The following is a 20,474-nucleotide window of genomic DNA, read 5'->3' as shown; positions in this document are numbered from 1 at the left end:
CAATCATTACCATGACAGGATTTTCATTTCCCACGCGCCGCGAAACGGCCATCATCATTCCGGTGGTGCTGCTCTGGGTCGCGGTGACAAGCATCTGCGTCGGATTCCGCCCCGAACATCTCTACATAGCCGGGACGCTGACTCTGCTGCTCTTCATCACGGCCACTTCACGCCGTTTCGTAGTGGCGATGTTGCCCTTCGCCGTCTTCGCCATCTCATATGACTGGATGAACATACTCCCCAACTACGAGGTGAATCCGGTTGACATCCGCGCGCTCTATGACACCGAAAAAAGCCTCTTCGGCATCGCATCGGCCGCCGGAACGTTCACTCCCAACGAATTTTTCGCCCTGCACAACTGCCGCCTGATGGACTTCATGGCCGGCATCTTCTATCTCTGCTGGGTTCCGGTGCCCATCCTCTTCGGCATCTGGCTCTATTTCAAACGCCAGTATCCGGCCTACCTCCACTTCTCGCTGGTGTTCCTGCTTGTCAACCTCATCGGATTCGCCGTCTACTACATCCACCCGGCAGCCCCGCCGTGGTATGTGGCCTCTCACGGCTTTGACTTCATTGTCGGTACTCCCGGCGAAGTGGCCGGACTCGGCAAATGGGACGAGATGACAGGCCTCGGCATATTCCACGGGCTCTACTCGCGCAACGCCAACGTCTTTGCCGCCATGCCCTCGCTCCATGCGGCCTACATGCTCATAGCCTTACTCTACTCGCTCAAGGCCCGCTGCCCCGGATGGATGCGCGCGCTTTTCGCCTTCATCTGCCTCGGCATCTGGTTCACAGCCGTATATACATCGCACCACTATATCCTTGACGTGCTTGCCGGAATTGGCTGCACTCTGGCCGGATATGCCCTGTTTGAGTACGGACTGATGAAAATTCCGGCATTCGCCCGGTTCATGAGCGCCTATGCCTCCTATGTGGCATCACCCTCCACCCCAAAGAGCCGATGAAACAGAGTCTGAAGGACGACTACCGCCGCTCGCTGAAGTCAATGGATACCGAAGAGGGTATCGACCTGGCTTTCTACCGCCCCATAGGCTACATGTGGGCGCGGCTGGCCGCGCGCTTCGGGGTCTCCCCCAACGCCATCACCATTGCCGCGATCTTTCTTGGCATAGGCGCCGGTGTGCTCTTCTATTTCCCGGACCTATGGATCAACGTGGCCGGAATGCTGCTGCTCGTATGGGCCAACTCCTTTGACAGCGCCGACGGACAGCTTGCCCGCATGACTCACAGCTATTCACGCATAGGACGCATACTCGACGGCCTCTGCGGCGATTTCTGGTTTGCGGCCATCTACATCGCCATAGTGCTGCGCGAAAACTCCTTCTCTCCCTTTTTCAGCGAACATCACTGGATTCTGTGGCTGACTGCCGCCGTCACAGGCATGTGTCACACCAAGCAAGCCGCGATGGCCGACTATTACCGCCAGTTCCATCTCTATTTCCTCAAAGGCGAGGACGGGAGCGAGCTGGACAGCGCCCCGCAGCTGCGCCGGCAGCTCGAAGATGCCGGCATCACCTGGCGCAGGCATTTCTGGAAACGTCTGTCAATGGCCTTCTATCTTGCCTATACCCGCCAGCAGGAGGCCACTGCGCCCGCCATGCAGGCCCTGTGCAGTCAGCTGCGCGAGCGCTTTCCCAACGGCCGGATCCCTCAGAGTTTCCGCGAGGACTTCCGCCGGGCTTCGCTGCCGCTGATGAAGTTCACCAACATTCTATCATTCAACTGGCGTGTCATCACTCTGTTCACAGCACTGTTCATCGGGCAGCCCTGGCTTTACTTCCTGGTGGAACTCACTGTGTTCAATGCTCTGCTGGTCTACATGATCATACGCCACGAAAAAATCTGCAAACGCTTCACAAACAGCCTCAGGAATGGACTATATTGATATGCCAATGCTTGTCCCCGACGATGTCAGTGGCATCATTTTTGACTACGGCGGCACCCTCGACAGCCACGGTGACCACTGGAGCCACATAATACTCGAAGCCTACCTTGCCGCCGGCGTGGAGCCTGACATCGAGGACTTTGTCAGAGCCTACATCTACGGAGAGCGTCAGCTCGCACAGCTGGGAGCGGTCGACCCGTCTGACACCTTCCTGGATCTGATGCGCAAGAAGATCGAGGCCGAATGCTCGCAGCTCGATCCGCAGCCCGATGCGGCTACCCGCGAGGCCATAGCGCGCCACTGCTACGAGAGCGCCCGCAGCTGCACGGCCGAGGCCCGGCCGATGCTTGAGGAACTGGCCCAGGACTATCCGCTTGTTCTCGTGTCGAACTTCTACGGCAATCTCGAAGCCGTCATCACCGATTTCGGGCTCGCTGAATATTTCAAAGCCGTGATCGAAAGCGCCCGCGTCGGGGTGCGCAAGCCCGATCCGGCCATCTTCCGTCTCGGAGTCGAAGCTCTCGGCCTTCCTCCTGAGGAGATCCTCGTCATAGGCGACAGCATGGACAAGGATATTCTGCCGGCAGCCTCGCTGGGCTGCCGGACGCTGCTGATCGACGGCCGGCCCTGGCCCCCTACTTCAGAAAGCGTGGTGCGAGAATAAAGGCACCTATCGAGATGCCGAAGTTCCAGTTGCTGTCATGGGCCGGAGTATAGTTTCCATAGGCGCTGATTGATCCGAACGGCAATGCAATGACGGCCTGGACCTCGCCGAAGAATTCCGGATCGTGAAGCCACTTGCCGTAAGCCGCCCGGCCGCTGTCATAGACAATCTTGCGCATGGGCAGGAAGCAGTGGAACGATCCACGGAGCTGAAACGATCCTGAGATTTTCCACACGGGAGCCACTCCGGCCGCCAGGAAGGAATTGGCCCGCAGCTTGGTGTTGAAATAGTTGTAGCTCGACGGCGTAGGGTGGAAAGCCTCTGCGGCAACGATTGACGCATCGTAGGTGGGCAGCAGCTTGCGGGTGGAGAGCAGCGCATTGCCGAGCAGCCCTAAAGAGAAAGCTTTGTCAAGCACAAGATAGTCTGACACGGAGGCTGATAGCTGCAGCCAGCGGAGATTGCGGCTGTAGGAATGGTCGCCGTCACTGTCAGCCCTGTAGCGGTAACGGCCGGCCGCACCGAGCACTTCGCTGCGCAGGTCTATGCCTGAGGTTGGGTTGAGCTGGTTGTCGAGAGTGTTCAGCTCCCATGATGCAAAAATCTCGCCAAGATCGGATATGCCCTTGTTGCGACCCGACAGATCGCCGGAGCCGAGAAGTTCGGAGTGAAATTTGTCGGTCAGATGGCCGTAACCCGCCCCTGCGGTCAGCTGGGAGCGCATTGATGGCGCAGTGGTATAGAACAGCCGGGCGAATGTCTCGGATTTGACTATGAAATCCGGCTCATGTATCTGATAGAAGAGTTTCTCGGTCTCATGATATTTCTGACGCGAGGTGACCACTCTTGCCACAAGTGCCGAGGGGCGGCTCGTGTCAAAAAAGTAGCTGAAATCTCCTTCGGCGGCCATGTAGCTCTGTCCGAGCCATGCGTTGACGTTGGCTTTCAGAGTCTTGAAGCTAAGGCGGTTGTAGCCGGCATTGAAGAAGAGCATACTGTTTGTCGATGATGATATGTAGCCGCCCACTCCCACGGTGAACGGATCTTTTATGACGGCCTTGAAGTCGAGATTGACCAGACTGTCGCGCACGTTGAACCAGGGTGTGGGGACGAAGTTCTGAATTCCAGTAGCAGTTGCGGCCCGGTAATAGGCATCGCGCCCCTGTCGCAGGCCGAGAGTGCTGTCACCCTCATGCCTGTGGCCGAAAAACGACTGCAGATAGGCGTTTTCAACCGCTTTGCCACCGCTGACCGTCACCTTGCCGATGCGCACCTGCGGAGTGCAGCTCTTGAAGCGCGCCCGCGCGGACTCTACCGTCCGGCGGTCGGTGCGCTCAGGGATCTTCGCCTTGATGGAGTCCATCATCTCCAGTCCGCGCCTGTAGCCTATGTCATAGATCTCCCGGTATCGGTCAAAGGCGAGAAGCCCGAATTCGTCAAGGTCGATGCGTATGCTGATGCCCTTGTCGGCCGGAAAGGGATAGTCGTTGGGCTGCATTATCATCTCTTCGAGCTGATCCATCATATTGCGCGAGTCGGGGGCCGTTTTTCCGGAGGCCACGTTGACTCCGATCACCGCGTCGGGGGCAAACTCCTCCATCATCACATCGACGGGATAGTTGTCATAGATACCGCCGTCATACATCGGCACCCCGTCAAGCTGTATGGGCTCGAACACCATCGGAAACGACATCGACATCCTGACGGCATCGCCCAAGGGGCCGCGCCCAAGCACCACCTTGTGTTTGGCATAAACGTCAGAGGTCACGCAGCGGTAGGGTACAAAAAGCTTGTTGAAATCACCGCCGCACTGCAGGGTGTAGGGGCTGAACAACTGAAAAAAGGCATAGTTCATCGGAATCGGGTTGATCAGGCTGACCGGCAGAACCGATGTGATCTGGGTGGAATCCTTGCCGAGGTTGAAGGTCACAAACGAGGGAGTGTCGCGCCGCGAGGTGAAATAGTAGGTATCAGCCGGATCAATCCTCCCTGTGCTCCAGTAGCTGAAGTCTCTCGAAGCGATCAGCTCTATCATCTCTGCTGGGGAATAGCCGGAGGCATAGAGGCCCCCCACTATCGCCCCCATCGAAGTACCGGTGATATAGTCGATCGGAATTCCGGCATCTTCCAGAGCCTGGATCATGCCTATGTGGGCTATGCCCTTGGCACCTCCGCCGCTGAGCACAAGCCCCACGGTGGGGCGGTCGGGACGTGGCGGACGTCCCATAGCTCCGCCAGGTGTCACAAAGCCTTCCGGCGTGATGGGCGGAACCGTGTCTGGAGTCTGCGAGGCAGCCTGCACTCCCGCTATGGCCATGACGAGCCACAGAGTCAGCATATGTTTCATAAATCAGAATAGTTGAAGCGTTTCTTTTTTAACAATCCAACTATGAAAATTGATTAATATGCAGTAATTTTGCATGAAAATCAACTCTTCAGCGATGACAGAATTCAACCGCTTCCAGCAGATCAAACGCAATTTCTTCGCCATGCGCAACGGTATAGTGGCCGACACCATCCGCCGCGGAGGCCTGCAATACAAAATGATTTTCGGCCTCAACCTTCCGCAGATTGCCGACATTGCCGCCACGCTTCCACATAGCCGCGAACTGGCCGAGGAACTGTGGGCCGACATCCGTACTCGTGAAAGCCGCCTGCTGAGTCCTATGGTCTATCCGCGCGAGGAGCTGACGCGCGAGCGCGCTGCCGAGATGCTCCGTGAGGCGCAGACAACCGAGGTGGCCGACATCCTCTGCCACCGACTGCTGCGCCATCAGCCATACGCGCTCGATCTCGCACTGGAAGCCGCCACCGCCTCTGACGAAATGCACCGCTACGGGGCCTTCCGCCTGATGAGCAATCTGGTCTACACCTACCCCAAGGAAATCAAGCCCTTTGCCGAAGCCGAACTCCCGGTAGCCACAGCACTCATCCTTCCCCTTTGCCTCAATCTCCTCCAGGAAATCGAATTCATGGAGGAAGAGCAATAAAGACCCCGCTCCCCAATATTTATTAACGATGACGGGGCATCACAACCCTTACTCAGCTGTTGCCGACAGCCACGATTTTACATACTGTAAGGCGCGTTTCTGACACCAGGCCTATGTAAGAGAAAGCTGTTGTCAAAATCCATATCGAAAAGAACTTCTGCAAAGATACAATACCGGGCCTCCGAAAGAGTGCGATAATGCGGAGACACACCATACGTGACGGTAAATCGGTGACCTCGCCCGGACACCTCATGCAGGGGGGAATTGTAAACCCGTGACACCTGCGCGCTTTGCGCTGCGGTGTCACGGGCTACGAGTAAATCTGCGTCCTCCGGACGCCCATCCGGTCTCAACACGCGCTACGTGACCAGGACAGATACGCAGTGCAACGACGAACCCTACAAGGCGGATTCCGAAGGGGCCGTGGAAGGCGGAAGCCGGACGGCTATGCGATCGGCGAGCGTTTAACAAGTTCCGGAGGGACTACGGTTAGCGGGTGTCCGGCAGGACACCGATTTAATAGTAGCCCTCGACACCGCAGCGCAATGCGCGTAGGTGTCGGGGGGCGGGCCGGGCCGCGCGGTTTATCTTGCTATGATGCGGACGGCGGCGGGATGCTGGGCGCTGCGGACAAGATAGATGCCATAGGGGAGTGTAATCTCATGGCCATCAGTGATCTCGGAGATGCTCATGACAAGACGTCCGGTCATGTCATAGATGCAGACATCGGTGTGGACTCCGGCGCAACGGAAACGCACACAGCCGGGATAGCTTTCAACCGAGAAGGGATTGTCGGTCTCCACGTTGGAGATGCCTGACTGGCTGACAAACTTGGTTTCGGATGGTTCGGAGAGATAGCCCAGACGGCTACTCTGCACATAATAGGCTTCGGATACCGAGGGATCATAGTCATCGATAACGGCATAGTTCTCGTCGCACTCGATCTTCTCTTCGATCATATTTCCGTTGATGGTGCGTATGCGTGTCAGCAGATAGTAGTCAACCACTTCAGGAGCCTCTGACCATGATGCCTTGTAGGATGTGGCTGTGATGTCCGAGGGGTCATAGGCTGTCAGACGGCTGAGGGTCGGCACTTCGAGGGCCTGGCCGAGAAGATTGACGGTGGTGGTACCGACGGTACCTCCGTCATAGATTGAGATCTTGGCGCTGTGTTCGCCTACAGCGGTAGGTTTATATGAAACCTGGAGCTGATATCCTCCGGCTGCATTGATGAGCGAGGACGATATGCTGGCGGACAGCTTGGGGGTCTGGGCGGCAGGATCAAGGGTGAACATGTTGCGGTCGGTGCCTGAGATTCGGAGCGACACGTTGCCCGAAAGGCTTTCGCCTTTGAGATAAAGAAGGGCTGTGGTGGTGCTGCCTACGGCTACTTCGGCAAAGTCAAGGGCGGTGTTGTTGACCGGGTTGATCAGAATCGGGTCGCCTCCCGGCTCCGAAGAGCTGCCCGGATCGAAAGACTCGCCGAACTTGTTGCCCCAGATATACTCGGCAAGGTCAGGAAAGTCAATGAAGGGGTTGCGGTTGTTCTGATAGCTGTAGACAACCTCGTTACGGTCGGTCTCCTTCTGGTCCACAGGGTCGGCGCGATGCCACTTGAGCAGCAGATCGACGGCCCAGGGCGCAAGAGTCGGATAGGTGTTATGCTGAAGCATCCATGTGCTGTTCCAGGTCAGATTCTGATAGCAGGTCACCACGTAGAAATAGGCGCGGGCGAAATCACCTTTGTATTCGTCAGCCGGCTCGAACACATATTGCGCGCCACCTCCCTGACCTGACACCGGATAGCCGATACGGCTGACACCGTTGTCAAACTTCGGGTTGCTGCCTGTCACGCCAAGCGGATAGTTGCTCTTGGCCTGGTTGGCAGGTCCGTCAGCGGGATAGAGATGGTTCAGGTCAATGTAGGCCGGGGTGTATTCCACACTGCCGTTCTGCTTCCACCAGCTTTTAGGGAAAGCATGCTCGCGGTTCAGGCCTGAAAAACTCGGCGCATAGCGCTTTACGTTGGAATACATGTCCCACCATTGTTTCGATGAAGGATAGACGTCTGTCTTCTGGAAGTACTGGGGCAGGTTGCTGTAGCTCGAAACCGTGGTGTGAGGGTTGATCACCTGAAAGACCGCAGTCTTAAGCTCGGCTCCTGACTTTCCTTTAAGGCTCGAATAGTAGCCTGCGGGAATTGCTGCGCTCCCGGCGAGCCACGAACCGGCTCCTATGGCCACAAGCACAAACTGGCGTAGGAAATTTCTCATAAATGGCAATAGTGTTGAGTTGACGTGAGAGGATATTGTTTTTCCGGCGGCTCGGTAAAGCCGCCGGGATTTTGTGATGATCAGTGCTTGAGTTCCACCTTGTGGGTAGGCGGCAGTTCGCGGTTGCGCTCGGCCACTGCGTCTGAAACCTCGCGGGCGAGATGGGCAAAGGCCTGGGCTGTCACGCTGCCGTCAAGAGCTATTGGTGTGCCGTTGTCGCCGCAGTCGGCTATCGAAGCCACGAGTGGGATCTGAGCGAGCAGGCGCACTCCGAGTTTTTCGGCCAGACGCACTCCTCCTTCACGGCCGAAGATGTAGTAGCGCTCGTCAGGATGCTCTGCGGGTGTGAACCAGGCCATGTTCTCGACCAGTCCGAGGATAGGCACATTGACCTTGTCTTCACGGAACATGGCTATGCCCTTGCGGGCATCGGCGAGAGCCACTTCCTGCGGGGTGGTGACTACTACTACTCCGGTGATGGGCAGAGTCTGCACGAGGGTCAGATGGATATCGCTTGTGCCGGGAGGCATGTCGATCAGGAAATAGTCGAGGTCGCCCCAGTCGGCATCGGTTATAAGCTGCTTGAGCGCGTTGGAGGCCATCGAGCCGCGCCAGAGCACTGCTTTTTCCTTGTCTACCACAAATCCGATAGAAAGGAGCTTGACGCCGTAGCGTTCCTGCGGGATGATGAGCTGACGGCCGTCGACTTCGTGGATGTAGAGCTGCTCGTCTTCTATACCGAACATCTTCGGCATAGAGGGCCCGAATATGTCGGCGTCAAGCAGACCCACCTTGTAGCCTTCCTGGGCGAGGGCCACGGCAAGGTTTGAGGCTACAGTCGACTTGCCTACTCCGCCCTTGCCAGAGGAGACACCTATGATGTTTTTGACTCCGGGAAGCACAGGGGCATCTTTGGGAGCCGCCGGCTGGCGCGAGGCCACGCTTACGGTCACTTTGACTTCAGGAGATATGTAAGTGTGGATAGCTGTTTCGGCAGCCTTGGCCATCGACTTGATGAAGGGGTCGGTAGGCTTGTCGAAAACCAGTGAGAAGCTGACGCTGTCACCGTCGATGCGGATGTCATCCTCGACCATTCCGGCCTCGACAAGGTTCTTGCCGTTACCGGGATAGCGCACGGTCTGGAGAGCATCGGTAATCAGTGCAGGATAAAGTTGCATGATGAATTTGGATCAGATTGTTTTACGGCAGGATAAAATAGCCTGTGATGAATTCTATTTGATATTGAAAGTGTATTGTAAGTGATCAACAACCGAAGGGGTCTTTCGGTTCAGAAGCCCTGGAGAGTTCCGCGCCCGAACGAGCGGTAGGTGTCAGGCTCGATGTCGACTTCAGGCTCTGAGAGGCTCACTCCGGCTGCGGGCAGGGGCCAGGCGATGTATTTGCTGGGGATGCCGCGGCCAAGCCACTGCTGCTCGTAGTAGGTGCGGATCGGGGGCACAAGTTCGTTGCAGGGAGAGTTGTAGAGATCGTCGGTGGAGTGGAGCGGAGTGATCGAATTGTGCGAGAGCATCGCCGAGGTATAGGCATAGAGGAAGGGGCTGTCGGTCTTGAGATGGACCGTGGCTCCGGGAGCCATCACCTGACGATAGATGTCGAGGAAATGAGTGCCGGTCAGACGCTTGTTTACCTTCTTCATCTGCGGGTCCGGAAAGGTGATCCAGATTTCCGACACTTCGCCCGGAGCGAAGAAGCGCGGAAGCAGATGGATCGAAGTGCGAAGGAAGGCCACATTCTTCAGTCCGAGCTGATCGACCTCCTTGGCCCCGGTCCACATGCGGGCGCCTTTGATGTCAATGCCGATGAAGTTCTTTTCAGGGTAAAGCTTGCCCATCCCTACGGCATATTCCCCTTTGCCGCATCCGAGTTCAAGCACTATCGGATTCGAATTGCCGAACACCTCCCGGCCCCACCGGCCGCGCAGAGGGCAGTCACCCTGCTCTTCAAGCACCGACTGAGGATACTGATAGACGCATCCGAGCGTCTCCATCTCAGCGAATTTCTTTAATTTGTTTTTTCCCATAAAGGGGCTGATTATAATTTGATATTGACAAGTTTGATTCCGGTCTCGACTCCGGAGTGCAGGCGGAGTGCCACGATGTAGATACGCCCGACAGGCAGGCCGGTGGCCGTCTCTAATGCCGTAGAGCCATTGGCTCCTATCCCGAACACTGCGCGGCCGTCCGTGTCATAGACTGTCACGGCGGAGATTTTCTCTGATGACTTCACCGTGAGCACCGAGTTTTCAAGTTTCGCGTCAATAACCGCAGCCGCCTGGTCGTCGATGGCCGGAACACGGTCAAGGGTCGACTCGTCAGGTGTCCTGATCATGAATTCCTTCCACTGGGGTGCGGCGGCGAATTCCGCTTCAAGCCCGGGGGCAACTGTAAGAATGGCTTCCGACTGATTAACCCCGGCCCAGACATCCGCACCTAAAATCGGCACTTCGGAATGCTTGTCGACCATCAGGGTCTGCAGAGAACTCCAGCCTTCAAAAACACCCGTCCCGATTTCGCGTAGTGACGAGGGGAGTGAAAGCCCGGTGATGCCGTCAATTCCGGTCAGAGAATACTCGCCGAGGCTCCTCACTCCGTCATGGAGTGATATATCTTCAAGCGCCGAGGCTCCGGCAAGCGCCATAGCCGGCAAGTCATTGAGAGCCTCCGGAAGAGCGAATGTACGCAGTGACTGACAGCCGAACAGCACACCGTCGCCTATAGAGACGACTCCTGAGGGGAGCACAAGTTCTTCCAGCGATGCACAAGCGGCAAAAGCCCTGCGCCCTATGGACCGCAGAGCCGTGCAGGCCGAAAGATCGAGGGTCTGCAGGTCTGTGGCCCCGAATGCCTCATCGCCTATGGCTGTCAGGGCCGGATCGGGAGAAGTGAAAGTCAGAGCCGACAGCTTCCGGCAACCCGAAAACGCCTTTTCGCCGATCTCTACAAGTCGGCTCCCGTCAGCCTCGACCGATGCAAGTGACACGCAGCCTCTGAAAGCACACGGACCGATGATTTCCACACTCGCGCCAAGGCTGACATGACGCAAAGCCTCGCAGGCAGCGAATGCCCCTTGACCGATCAGCCTGACTGACGCCGGCAGTGTCAGACCTGTAACCGCCGAACCGAGCAGCGCACCGTCACAGATCTCAGAAATGCCTTCGGGCAGCACAAGGGTCTGAGCCGTCAGCCCAGACAGCGAATAGGCCGGAAGCACACCTCCGGGAAACTCCCGCAGGCCATTGGCAAGCCCCTTTTCGAGGCTGCAAGGCTCTATGGTCAGTCCGCTCAAATCAAGTATGCGGAGTTCACGGCAGTTGTCGGCAATCCACGCCAGATCGGCGGCATTGGCCGAACCACGCAGGGTCAGCGAAGCCTCGGTCCGTCCCACAAGCTCTCCGCAGGCAATCTCACCAGAAAGCACATCAAGAGTCACCCCGCCACACAGAGCAGGGAAAAACACCGATGCCACAGCAAGCATTGCCCTTATGAAAAATCGGAGACCACTCACTTCATCTGCTGTTTGGCCTGAAAAGCAAGCGCATAGAGACGCATCTGCTTCACCATTGCGAGCAGACCGTTGGAGCGGGTAGGCGAAAGATGCTCCGACAGACCTATATCATCGATGAAATGCAGGTCGGCCTTGAGAATATCGTCAGGGGTCTGATTGTCGAGCACCTGGATCAGCAGAGAGATGATGCCCTTGACAATGATAGCATCGGAATCGGCCGTATAGTGCACGCGCCCGTCAGGCGTAAGCTCGGCGTTGAGCCACACACGGCTCTGACAGCCCTCTATCAGATGGTCGGGCGTCTTGTAAGCCTCGTTGATTTCCGGCAGATTGTTGCCGAGATCTATGATCATTCCATAGCGGTCCATCCAGTCCTCCACATCAGAGAACTCCTCCACTATATCATTCTGAATCTGGTCTATAGTCATGATACTATGAATATTAAAGACATTAGCCTGCAAATTTACAAAAATCCCCGCGTTTTAAACAAAAAATCGGATCGCTATTAAGGCACAGCGATCCGATTTTTAATGATTTTTCTATAGTCAAGCTAAAGTAGTAGCCGATCAGTTGTCGACCCTCACGAAATTGCCGTTCTGGTCAAACTGAAGCTCGATCTGGTTTGTCAGCTCCACTTCATAGCCGCGTCTGTCACGCGAGATCTCGTTGATACCTGCATCGGTATAATTCGCGGCCACATAGTCGCGGATCGGCTGCGGGATGAAACCGTCGTTAGTGATAGCTATGTTCATCGGGCCGTCTACATCAGTCCATTCTCCCTCAGCATCGAATTCAACGCTGAAACCGCTTGCAAGCGTCACATCATATTCCGTGCGGCTATTGCTGCCCTCGCGTGTCACCTTGACAGGCTTGTCGCCCGGAAAATAAGTTTCTACAAACGCCTTTGACACCGCAGGAAGCGACTCGTAGTCCAGCGGACGGTCCTTGTCGTCATCGTCAGAACAGCTCCATGTCATCGCAGCGACAATTCCGATCACAAACAGAGTTAAAAATTTTTTCATAAAAATATAATATATAAATGCTATTTATTTTTTAACACCCAGCCATCCGAAAAAGTTCACAGCCGGGGAGATCAGGCTGCATTTCACGCTTGGAGCTATTGCAAAAGCTTCGTATATTTGCAGGCATGAACCGCAACTCTGAATCCATGAAAACATCATCGAATCCGGCGGGCCGGATCGCCGTGTTCGCCTCAGGCAACGGATCGAATGCCGAAAACATAATCAGATATTTCCGCGAGGCCGACCGCGGGGCCCAGGTGGCGCTGGTGGTCACCAACAAGGCCGAGGCGGGAGTGATCAGCCGCGCCGAAAGTCTCGGCGTGGAAACTTGCGTCCTTCCGGCTGACCGTCTCAGAGATCCTGACACCATATTGCCGCTTCTGGAAGCCCGCGGGGTCGATCTGATTGTGCTCGCTGGCTTTCTGCTGATGGTGCCCCCGTTTCTGATAGCCCGCTACCCCGGACGCATCATCAACATCCATCCGTCGCTGCTCCCGGCCTACGGCGGCAAGGGCATGTATGGGCGCAGGGTCCATGAAGCCGTGGTCGAGGCCGGCGAAAGCCGCACAGGCATCACCGTCCACTTCGTCAGCGAGAAGTATGACGACGGCCGGATAATAGCGCAGATCCCCGTAGAGATCAGCCCCTCGGACTCGGCCGCCGATGTGGAGAGCAAAATCCACCGGCTCGAAAAAGCCCACTTCCCGCGCATCATCCACGAGACTTTCTATCGGTAATCCCAACCGGTAAAAATCATATCCCACACCTCATACACTTCACTCAAAATGAAAATTACAGTCCTCGACGGCTACGGCATGAACCCAGGCGATATGTCATGGAACCCGCTTGAACAGCTCGGTCAGTTCACTGTCTATGACCGCACGGCACCATCTGAAATCCTCAGCCGCGCCGCCGGATCGGAAGCACTGCTGACAAACAAGACCGTGCTGACAGCCGAAATACTCCGCTCTCTCCCTGATCTGAAATATATCGGCGTACTCGCCACGGGCTACAACGTGGTCGACATCCCCGCCGCCCGTGAGCTCGGCATCGTGGTCACAAACATACCCGCCTACAGCACCGACTCCGTAGCCCAGATGGTCTTCGCCCACCTGCTCGCCATCACCGTCAGAGCCGAACACTACACAGCCGAAAACCGCCGCGGCCGCTGGAGCGAATGCCCCGATTTCTGCTACTGGGACAGCCCGCTCCACGAACTCGCCGGAAAGACATTCGGCATAGTCGGGCTGGGCAACATCGGCCAAGCCGTCAGCCGCATAGCCCTCGCATTCGGAATGAAGGTCAAGGCCTACACATCGAAAAGCCCCGACAGCCTCCCCGCAGGAGTCAGCAAAGCCGGCCTCGACGAGCTCTTCGCAACCTCCGACATAGTCTCGCTCCACTGCCCGCTGACCGACAGCACCCGCCACATGGTCGACGCCAGGCGCCTCGCCGGCATGAAACCCACGGCCATACTCATCAACACCGGCCGCGGACCACTGATCGACGAACAAGCCCTTGCCGAAGCCCTTGACTCAGGCCGCATCCACGCCGCCGGGCTCGACGTGCTCTCCACCGAGCCGCCGGCCGCCGACAACCCTCTGCTCAAAGCCCGCAACTGCTTCATCACACCCCACCTCGGCTGGGCCACCAGAGAAGCCCGCGAACGCCTCATGCAGATCGCCACCGACAACCTCCGGGGCTTCATTGCCGGTGACATCCGCAACAATGTGGCCCGATAGAGCGGCAACACCCGTCCAGGCAACAATCCCTCCCCCGGCCATCATTCTCGAAAAAATCGACCCGGTGTCGGCTCCGCACTTTGTGCGTGGCCGGCTCCGGACTTTCTCATATCAGAGATCGTTTTAACACGCTGATTCAGAAAAAAGACTCAAAAAAACAGCCTCATTTTTGGAGCAGTAAAAAAATGAGTTTAACTTTGCATTTACAAATTTTGGATTTATTCTACAACAATTGGCTAAAACGATTTTCAGGGATTTGCCCCGTAAGTCTGTTTTGTCGCTTCTGTGATGTAAATCAGATATTTGCACATTAAACTCTACGCCGTTGCCGGCATTGAAGCTTAAGAATGAGCTTTATTCCGGAGGATGAGGTGGGTTTATGTGTTGCCATCCCTCCCATAGCCAGAGCAATGGCAACGTTATCGGCTTGCCACTGAGCATGCCAAGACATATTAGTAAAAAGCGTTATTGACGCTTGGTTTCTGACTATCTGAAACTTCGCAACTTTCAAAAATTCTGTCAGGCGACCTTGCAGCGATGATGCTCATGGGTATGTAATATCCTCATGCTCCGCGACGGAGCATGCCGATTATATACATACGGCGTGGGGTCAGCGTTGCTCGTTTCGACAGAATAGGCAATGCGAAGGCCTCAGATAGTGAAGCGAGCAACAATCGGCTTCACGCTTTTTCCGCTTAATCATTGCCCGACCGGAAGCCATTGGGTTGTGTAATCAATGGAAAGTAAAATGCTGTCTGATTTCAAAAAATGGCTTCTTTCTAAGAGAGGTCTGACCACCGCGAAGAGCGCCGATTCTTATGTCAGCCGTTTGAAAAGGGCATTCCGGCTATGGGACAATCAATCCTCTTTTATGACGCCGATCGGATCCAATCTAAACGTATTGGGTGTATTGTGCTGTACCAACGCCACCGCTTGTGAAAAAATATTCACAACGATTCTCGGATACATCGGCGCGGAATATGCCGCCGGCCGTTGGCTCTATGGCCCCGCAAATGATGTAGCAACAGCCGTAAGGACATTTCATGAATTCCTTCAGAGCCGTTGTGCTGCCCTGTCGGCCGACAGTAATGAAAAGGTGGAGGCTTCCTCACTCGCAATAAAAACGCAGGAGATTGAGCTTGCAGATGTGTTTTATCCGGTACAGCTGAATTTGCCCGGACGCGTAGCTTCACGCAACAGCAAAGACTGGCCGGCATCAAAGCTATCAGGAATAATCGGCAAAACCGACGAGGGATCATGGATTGCCAGAACTGTAAAAAACATTATCGTATTGACCGATAAAGGCATTCACCATGTAGTTGACATCGCTGAATTCAGGGTTGGCAGTAACAATATTCTCATGGCTCGCCCAATCGTTTACGGCAACAATACATATGCCACAGTATATAGCTACCATGCGAATGGCTCGATAGCGCCCTTTAAGGTACAAAGAAATGCCGATGGCAGCCTCGACCTTTCAAGCATTTCAATTGACCACTCCCCTGCAATTTCCATTGCCATAAACAGCGGTCGCTTCCCCGAATTTCAGAAGCTCAACAAGGGTCTGAAACCCGATGCCGCAAAGCTGAAAGCCGAATTCAACGCGCTCAACAAAATGGTTACCTATATGCTGATGGAGCGAGGCCAAAACAGCGCCAAAGGAAACAAGTGGTAAGCCCCGGAAATACACAAAAGAAAGAACCGGCATATCAGTATCTCTGCCCCTGACCATATCCATGATCAGCGGCATCAGGCAAGAACAATATCAACATTATCAACAAAAAATCAATAAAATGAAAAGACTTTTACTACTTTTGTGTGGGTTAATGTCTTTGGTGATGTCCGTACACGCGGCGGATCAAGACGAGTTTACCTACACATACAAAGGACACACGCTAAATTACCTCGTCTTAAGCGAGTCAAAAAGAACATGCGCGGTTATCGGCTCTACTTCCGGGCCTGTTGGAGCGCTGGAATTGCCCGATTTTCCTATTAAAAACGGTATCGAGTACACTCTTGTTGAAATAGCCGGCTATGCTTTCTATTATTGCCGCGGACTTACATCGGTTGAAATACCGAATTCGGTAAAAACTATAGGTGACCGTGCTTTCTACATGTGCACCGGACTCACCTCCGTTGTTATCGGTAATTCGGTTATGAGTATCGGGTACGAAGCTTTCGCAGATTGTTCGTGGCTAAAAAAATCGGCGTACCCCGATAACATTCCCAATCCTTTTAGCACCGGCATAGCCTTTGCGTATTCTGCTCAAGGAACGACTATAGAGGACGGTGTCATTTTTGACCGGGCGAAAACTACCATCTACTTTGCACCTGTAACGCTATCGGGCGAATACACCATCCCGGAATCAGTAACATCTATCGACCAATACGCTTTCTACTACTGCACCAAACTTACCTCCGTAGTTATCGGTAATTCGGTTATGAGTATCGGGTACAGCGCTTTTGCAAATTGTTCGGGGCTAAAAAAATCGGCGTATCCCGATAACATTCCCAACCCATTTAGTAATTACGTCACCTCTATTGCGTATCCTGCTCAAGAAACGACTATAGAGGACGGCGTCATTTTTGACCGCGCGAAAACTACCATCTACTTTGCACCTGTAACGCTATCGGGCGAATACACTGTACCGAGTACGGTAAAAACAATCGCCGATGATGCTTTCTCATATTGCACCGAACTCACATCAGTTGAAATACCGAATTCGGTAAAAATTATAGGTGACGGTGCTTTCTTCGAATGCACAGGTCTCATCTCCGTTATTATAGGTAATTCAGTTGATGATATCGGGATCGGGGCTTTCAATGGTTGCACCGGCCTCACCTCTGTTGTTATCGGCAATTCGGTTAAGAGTATTGGAAACAGCGCTTTCGCATATTGTTCCGGACTCACATCGGTTGTAATACCGAATTCGGTACTAACTATAGGTGGGAGGGCTTTCTACAATTGTTCCGGTCTTACATCGGTTGTAATACCTAATTCAGTGCAAACTATCGATGAAATAGCTTTCTACAACTGTACCGGACTCACATCCGTTATTATAGGTAATTCAGTTAAGAGTATTGGGAACGACGCTTTCAGTGGTTGTACTGGGCTAAAAAAATCGGCATACCCCGATAACATTTCCAATCCATTTAGTTACGGCAGAGCCATTGCGTATTCTGCTCAAGAAACGACTATAGAGGACGGTGTCATTTTTGACCAGGCGAAAACTACCCTCTACTTTGCCCCTGCAACGCTATCAGGCGAATACACCGTACCGAGTACGGTAAAAACAATCGCCGATAATGCTTTCTCATATTGCGAAGACATTACGTATGTACGTATGCCTGCTACTTTGTCAAGCATCGGCAAAAATGTATTTTTGGGCTGTAAACTTTATGACTTCACTATTCCAAACGCAGTCAAGTCATTTGATATGGCAACATTATCGGGTAATCCCTTGAAATCGTTAACTGTTGGATCAGGCGTGACGCAGATTTCAGGCGCTGCCGATTTTTTGAATGGCATCGAAAAGATTTTTTGGCTTGGGAACAATCCCCCTGAAGGATGTTATTCATTTAATAATACTGTTGTTAATTTTATCTCTAACAACCAGTATAAATTCGGAAATCAAATTTTATATCCATTCTTAAGCTCGATGTTCGATGTTGAGGGAATCGTGTATGTCCCTGTCAGCCCGTCTGAAAGAACCTGCAATGTCGTAGACTATTTCTATGCACCCTCTAATGCTGTATTCTCAGTTCCCGCAACCGTTACATATAAGGGAATTCAACTGAAAGTTATTGACGTAGGAGCGTACGCCTTCTACCACCACGACTATCTTACAGATATTACTTTGGATAACAACGGTGTCATAGACGACTATGCCTTCTATAACTGCATAAAATTGCAGTCGGTGACATTTGGAAACAATATCCCGGAAATCAAAAACCATACGTTTGAAAATTGTGAGGTTCTGAAAAAAGTAGAGAATTCGCCGGCTTTGATATCAATTGGTGAATGGGCATTCTCCGGTTGCGTGGGAATGGAATACTTTTCAGTCGGAGATAAAGCCACATCTTTTGGCAAAGAGGCATTCTCTGACTGCACCGGATTGACAGAATTCTACTCGTATGCAGCCACACCTCCTGTATGCGGCGACCAGGCACTCGACGATATAAACAAATGGAACTGCAGGCTGTATGTACCCATAGGAAGTGAAAGCCTGTACAAAGAAGCACCTCAATGGAAAGATTTCTTCTACATCGATGGTGTTGAATCAGGGATCGATACAATCTTTATCGACTCCAAAAATAACGACATCGAGATCTTTGATATTAACGGTATAAAGCTGACTACACGCCTGGAAGATCTCCCGGCAGGTATTTATATCGTCCGTCAGGGCAAAAATGTAAAGAAGATAGCCGTTAAGTAATTATCCTCGGCACCAATCGATCTCTACGCTACGAGCAATCTGCTGCAGCCCCCAAGGAGCCACAGCAGATTTTATTTCATACCCTTTCCGGTTATCCCGCTACATGGTTTAGCGGACAGTAAGAATATCACATAGATCTCCATTTGTCCTGACATACCTCCCCACAAGATGCATCACAGCACTCGAAACATCCTGATGATTTCCTGACATATCGGGTCTGATTTAGAGGTCGTTGTTTAAAAATACATATCACAAAAATCAAAAATAAATCACCGCAAAAAACATAAACATATTACCACAAAAACCAAAAGTATTTTGTCGCAAAAATCAAAATTACACTTTGACAATAAAGAAATTCTCACTATCTTTGCAGAAACAAATGTCAGTAAAGAAATGCCATATTTACCTCGCATTGCGGATACTACACTGCGTGAACATCTTGACGCGTTTGGAGCTGTACTCATAGAAGGCCCCAAATGGTGTGGCAAAACAACTACCGCAGAACAACAGGCCAATAGTGAACTTAAACTTCAGTTGCCCGACACTCGTGACGGCTATCTTGCCACAGCCGCAACCAAGCCTTCTCTTCTTTTGGATGGTGCCACTCCACGACTTATTGACGAGTGGCAGGATGCTCCGACGTTGTGGGATGCCGTAAGAAGTGTTGTGGATGAGAGACAGAAGGTTGGGCAGTTTATCCTTACAGGATCGAATTCTGTAGACAAGTCAAATATATTACACACCGGAACCGGCAGGATTGCAAGGATAAGGATGGCGCCTATGAGCCTTTGGGAATCCGATGAATCCACAGGCGAAATCTCTCTCATGGAACTGTTCGACAATCCCGAACTTGAGATTGACGGCAAGATGTCATGTCTCGATATAAAGCAGTTGATTTTCGCATCCTGCAGGGGCGGTTGGCCGGCTTCGCTATCTCTTCCGACAACAAGGGGAAAGCTGTTGGTGGCCAAGAATTATGTTCAAAGTGTATGCTCTACGGATATATCCACTGTCGACGGCGTTGCTCGCAGTGAAAAGCTCGCACGTGAGATTCTGCGCACCTATGCAAGAAACATCTCGACTCTTGCGAAGAAACAGAAAATGATAAAGGATGTTGTGGCTACAACAGAAAGCTGCACAGAGCCAACGTTCGACAGTTATGTATTGGCTTTGGAGAAACTGTTTGTTATTCAGGACATTGATTCATGGTCGCCTGCCGTGCGTTCTGCCACAGCAATCAGAAGAGGGAAGAAAAGAGGCTTTACAGATCCATCCATCGCAGTTGCGGCATTAGGACTTTCACCAGAACGGCTGCAAATGGATTTGAAAACCTATGGTTTCATATTCGAGTGTATGGCAATGAGGGATCTTCGCGCGTATTCCCAATCATGCTTTGGAGCTATATCGTATTATCATGACAGGTATGATCTTGAAGCAGACGCAGTCCTGCATCTCGACGACGGCAGATATGCGCTGATTGAGTTTAAGCTCGGTGGTGCTGAAATAGACAAAGGTGCAGAGCATCTTCTTGAAATCCGAAATCTTGTAAGAAAAATGAATGAGCGCGAAAAGCAGATTGTAATGGAAGAGCCTGCACTGTTGCTGGTAATAACAGGTGGCCCAATGGCATATACTCGGCCCGATGGCGTAAAAGTTATTCCTCTTGCCTGTTTGAAGGACTAATAATCGTTGTCACAACATATCACCGCCCAAATTAACATGAAATCGTTTTCCAATTATTACTGTCCGCTAAACTTTTTTTGAGCGATTGAAAAATTAGGGCTGACACCTATTGCAGGAGTCAGCCCTAAATGGTTATTTTGGTGTCGCCAAACAATCCATGAATAACCATGAGTAAAAGTAGTAATTTCTTCGGACAGCCGATATATGGACAGCTGATAAAATCACTCAAT

The 20,474-nt window shown here is 52.9% G+C and carries 16 protein-coding genes; 9 read left to right on the top strand and 7 right to left on the bottom strand.

Features of this window, described 5'->3' with window-relative positions; translation table 11 throughout:
• Positions 1 to 11: 11 nt before the first annotated feature.
• Genes C5O23_RS00855 through C5O23_RS00845 form a run of 3 tightly spaced genes read left to right on the top strand, consistent with a single transcriptional unit; the run spans position 12 to position 2,573 of the window.
• Positions 12 to 968, top strand: coding sequence for a phosphoinositol dihydroceramide synthase (locus C5O23_RS00855; protein ID WP_107031064.1), 957 nt, complete (start codon positions 12 to 14; stop codon positions 966 to 968).
• Positions 965 to 1,909: a CDP-alcohol phosphatidyltransferase family protein gene (locus C5O23_RS00850; protein WP_107031063.1), complete on the top strand. Its 945-nt coding sequence runs from the start codon at positions 965 to 967 to the stop codon at positions 1,907 to 1,909. The genes C5O23_RS00855 and C5O23_RS00850 overlap by 4 nt, the downstream gene beginning before the upstream one ends.
• On the top strand, positions 1,896 to 2,573 hold the full coding sequence (locus C5O23_RS00845) for an HAD family hydrolase (RefSeq protein WP_107031062.1): 678 nt from the start codon (positions 1,896 to 1,898) through the stop codon (positions 2,571 to 2,573). Before C5O23_RS00850 ends, C5O23_RS00845 begins: the two co-directional genes overlap by 14 nt.
• On the opposite strand, the gene C5O23_RS00840 is transcribed toward C5O23_RS00845, so the two are convergent.
• Positions 2,545 to 4,920, bottom strand: a complete 2,376-nt coding sequence (locus tag C5O23_RS00840) for a patatin-like phospholipase family protein (RefSeq protein ID WP_107031061.1) — start codon at positions 4,918 to 4,920, stop codon at positions 2,545 to 2,547. The two genes, C5O23_RS00845 and C5O23_RS00840, sit on opposite strands and share 29 nt — an antisense overlap.
• A gap of 94 nt (positions 4,921 to 5,014) precedes the next feature.
• Here C5O23_RS00840 and C5O23_RS00835 point away from each other — a divergent pair, with 94 nt between their 5' ends.
• Positions 5,015 to 5,563: a hypothetical protein gene (locus tag C5O23_RS00835; protein ID WP_133166482.1), complete on the top strand. Its 549-nt coding sequence runs from the start codon at positions 5,015 to 5,017 to the stop codon at positions 5,561 to 5,563.
• 584 nt (positions 5,564 to 6,147) lie between these two features.
• On the opposite strand, the gene C5O23_RS00830 is transcribed toward C5O23_RS00835, so the two are convergent.
• The 6 genes from C5O23_RS00830 to C5O23_RS00805 form a co-directional block, all read right to left on the bottom strand.
• Positions 6,148 to 7,836 (bottom strand): endonuclease, encoded by a 1,689-nt coding sequence (locus tag C5O23_RS00830; RefSeq protein ID WP_107031059.1) that lies wholly within the window; start codon positions 7,834 to 7,836, stop codon positions 6,148 to 6,150.
• Positions 7,837 to 7,916: 80 nt separating this feature from the next.
• The gene (locus C5O23_RS00825; protein WP_107031058.1) at positions 7,917 to 9,014 is read right to left on the bottom strand and encodes an Mrp/NBP35 family ATP-binding protein; all 1,098 of its coding nucleotides are present in this window, start codon (positions 9,012 to 9,014) and stop codon (positions 7,917 to 7,919) included.
• Between the two features lie 110 nt (positions 9,015 to 9,124).
• The gene (trmB, locus tag C5O23_RS00820) at positions 9,125 to 9,877 is read right to left on the bottom strand and encodes a tRNA (guanosine(46)-N7)-methyltransferase TrmB (RefSeq protein ID WP_107031057.1); all 753 of its coding nucleotides are present in this window, start codon (positions 9,875 to 9,877) and stop codon (positions 9,125 to 9,127) included.
• 11 nt (positions 9,878 to 9,888) lie between these two features.
• Positions 9,889 to 11,361, bottom strand: a complete 1,473-nt coding sequence (locus C5O23_RS00815; RefSeq protein ID WP_133166481.1) for a leucine-rich repeat domain-containing protein — start codon at positions 11,359 to 11,361, stop codon at positions 9,889 to 9,891.
• Complete coding sequence (locus tag C5O23_RS00810) at positions 11,358 to 11,789, bottom strand: SufE family protein (RefSeq protein WP_107031055.1); 432 nt, start codon at positions 11,787 to 11,789, stop codon at positions 11,358 to 11,360. Before C5O23_RS00810 ends, C5O23_RS00815 begins: the two co-directional genes overlap by 4 nt.
• A gap of 138 nt (positions 11,790 to 11,927) precedes the next feature.
• Positions 11,928 to 12,383, bottom strand: coding sequence for a PepSY-like domain-containing protein (locus C5O23_RS00805; RefSeq protein ID WP_107031054.1), 456 nt, complete (start codon positions 12,381 to 12,383; stop codon positions 11,928 to 11,930).
• A gap of 146 nt (positions 12,384 to 12,529) precedes the next feature.
• Here C5O23_RS00805 and purN point away from each other — a divergent pair, with 146 nt between their 5' ends.
• The 5 genes from purN to C5O23_RS00780 all read left to right on the top strand — a co-directional run bounded on the left by purN (position 12,530) and on the right by C5O23_RS00780 (position 20,244).
• Positions 12,530 to 13,120: a phosphoribosylglycinamide formyltransferase gene (gene purN, locus C5O23_RS00800; RefSeq protein ID WP_107031185.1), complete on the top strand. Its 591-nt coding sequence runs from the start codon at positions 12,530 to 12,532 to the stop codon at positions 13,118 to 13,120.
• Between the two features lie 48 nt (positions 13,121 to 13,168).
• On the top strand, positions 13,169 to 14,125 hold the full coding sequence (locus C5O23_RS00795) for a D-2-hydroxyacid dehydrogenase (RefSeq protein WP_107031053.1): 957 nt from the start codon (positions 13,169 to 13,171) through the stop codon (positions 14,123 to 14,125).
• A gap of 871 nt (positions 14,126 to 14,996) precedes the next feature.
• Positions 14,997 to 15,800 carry a hypothetical protein gene (locus tag C5O23_RS00790; protein WP_133166480.1) on the top strand — a complete coding sequence of 268 codons (804 nt, stop codon included), beginning with the start codon at positions 14,997 to 14,999 and terminating at the stop codon, positions 15,798 to 15,800.
• A gap of 61 nt (positions 15,801 to 15,861) precedes the next feature.
• Positions 15,862 to 18,561, top strand: a complete 2,700-nt coding sequence (locus C5O23_RS00785) for a leucine-rich repeat domain-containing protein (protein WP_107031051.1) — start codon at positions 15,862 to 15,864, stop codon at positions 18,559 to 18,561.
• A gap of 393 nt (positions 18,562 to 18,954) precedes the next feature.
• Complete coding sequence (locus tag C5O23_RS00780; protein WP_107031184.1) at positions 18,955 to 20,244, top strand: ATP-binding protein; 1,290 nt, start codon at positions 18,955 to 18,957, stop codon at positions 20,242 to 20,244.
• Positions 20,245 to 20,474 lie beyond the last annotated feature (230 nt).

The organism is Duncaniella muris (assembly GCF_003024805.1).
Lineage (GTDB): Bacteria > Bacteroidota > Bacteroidia > Bacteroidales > Muribaculaceae > Duncaniella > Duncaniella muris.
The sequence above is the reverse complement of the archived record's forward strand: the minus strand, read 5'-3'. Positions and strand labels throughout refer to the sequence as shown.

Excerpts from the sequence above, each read along its gene's own strand:
- C5O23_RS00790 (WP_133166480.1), top strand. The coding sequence starts at position 14,997 with ATGACGCCGATCGGATCCAATCTAAACGTATTGGGTGTATTGTGCTGT.
- C5O23_RS00795 (WP_107031053.1), top strand. The coding sequence starts at position 13,169 with ATGAAAATTACAGTCCTCGACGGCTACGGCATGAACCCAGGCGATATG.
- C5O23_RS00850 (WP_107031063.1), top strand. The coding sequence starts at position 965 with ATGAAACAGAGTCTGAAGGACGACTACCGCCGCTCGCTGAAGTCAATG.
- C5O23_RS00810 (WP_107031055.1), bottom strand. The coding sequence starts at position 11,789 with ATGACTATAGACCAGATTCAGAATGATATAGTGGAGGAGTTCTCTGAT.
- purN (WP_107031185.1), top strand. The coding sequence starts at position 12,530 with ATGAAAACATCATCGAATCCGGCGGGCCGGATCGCCGTGTTCGCCTCA.
- C5O23_RS00805 (WP_107031054.1), bottom strand. The coding sequence starts at position 12,383 with ATGAAAAAATTTTTAACTCTGTTTGTGATCGGAATTGTCGCTGCGATG.
- C5O23_RS00825 (WP_107031058.1), bottom strand. The coding sequence starts at position 9,014 with ATGCAACTTTATCCTGCACTGATTACCGATGCTCTCCAGACCGTGCGC.
- trmB (WP_107031057.1), bottom strand. The coding sequence starts at position 9,877 with ATGGGAAAAAACAAATTAAAGAAATTCGCTGAGATGGAGACGCTCGGA.
- C5O23_RS00835 (WP_133166482.1), top strand. The coding sequence starts at position 5,015 with ATGACAGAATTCAACCGCTTCCAGCAGATCAAACGCAATTTCTTCGCC.
- C5O23_RS00840 (WP_107031061.1), bottom strand. The coding sequence starts at position 4,920 with ATGAAACATATGCTGACTCTGTGGCTCGTCATGGCCATAGCGGGAGTG.
- C5O23_RS00780 (WP_107031184.1), top strand. The coding sequence starts at position 18,955 with ATGCCATATTTACCTCGCATTGCGGATACTACACTGCGTGAACATCTT.
- C5O23_RS00845 (WP_107031062.1), top strand. The coding sequence starts at position 1,896 with ATGGACTATATTGATATGCCAATGCTTGTCCCCGACGATGTCAGTGGC.
- C5O23_RS00830 (WP_107031059.1), bottom strand. The coding sequence starts at position 7,836 with ATGAGAAATTTCCTACGCCAGTTTGTGCTTGTGGCCATAGGAGCCGGT.
- C5O23_RS00855 (WP_107031064.1), top strand. The coding sequence starts at position 12 with ATGACAGGATTTTCATTTCCCACGCGCCGCGAAACGGCCATCATCATT.
- C5O23_RS00785 (WP_107031051.1), top strand. The coding sequence starts at position 15,862 with ATGATCAGCGGCATCAGGCAAGAACAATATCAACATTATCAACAAAAA.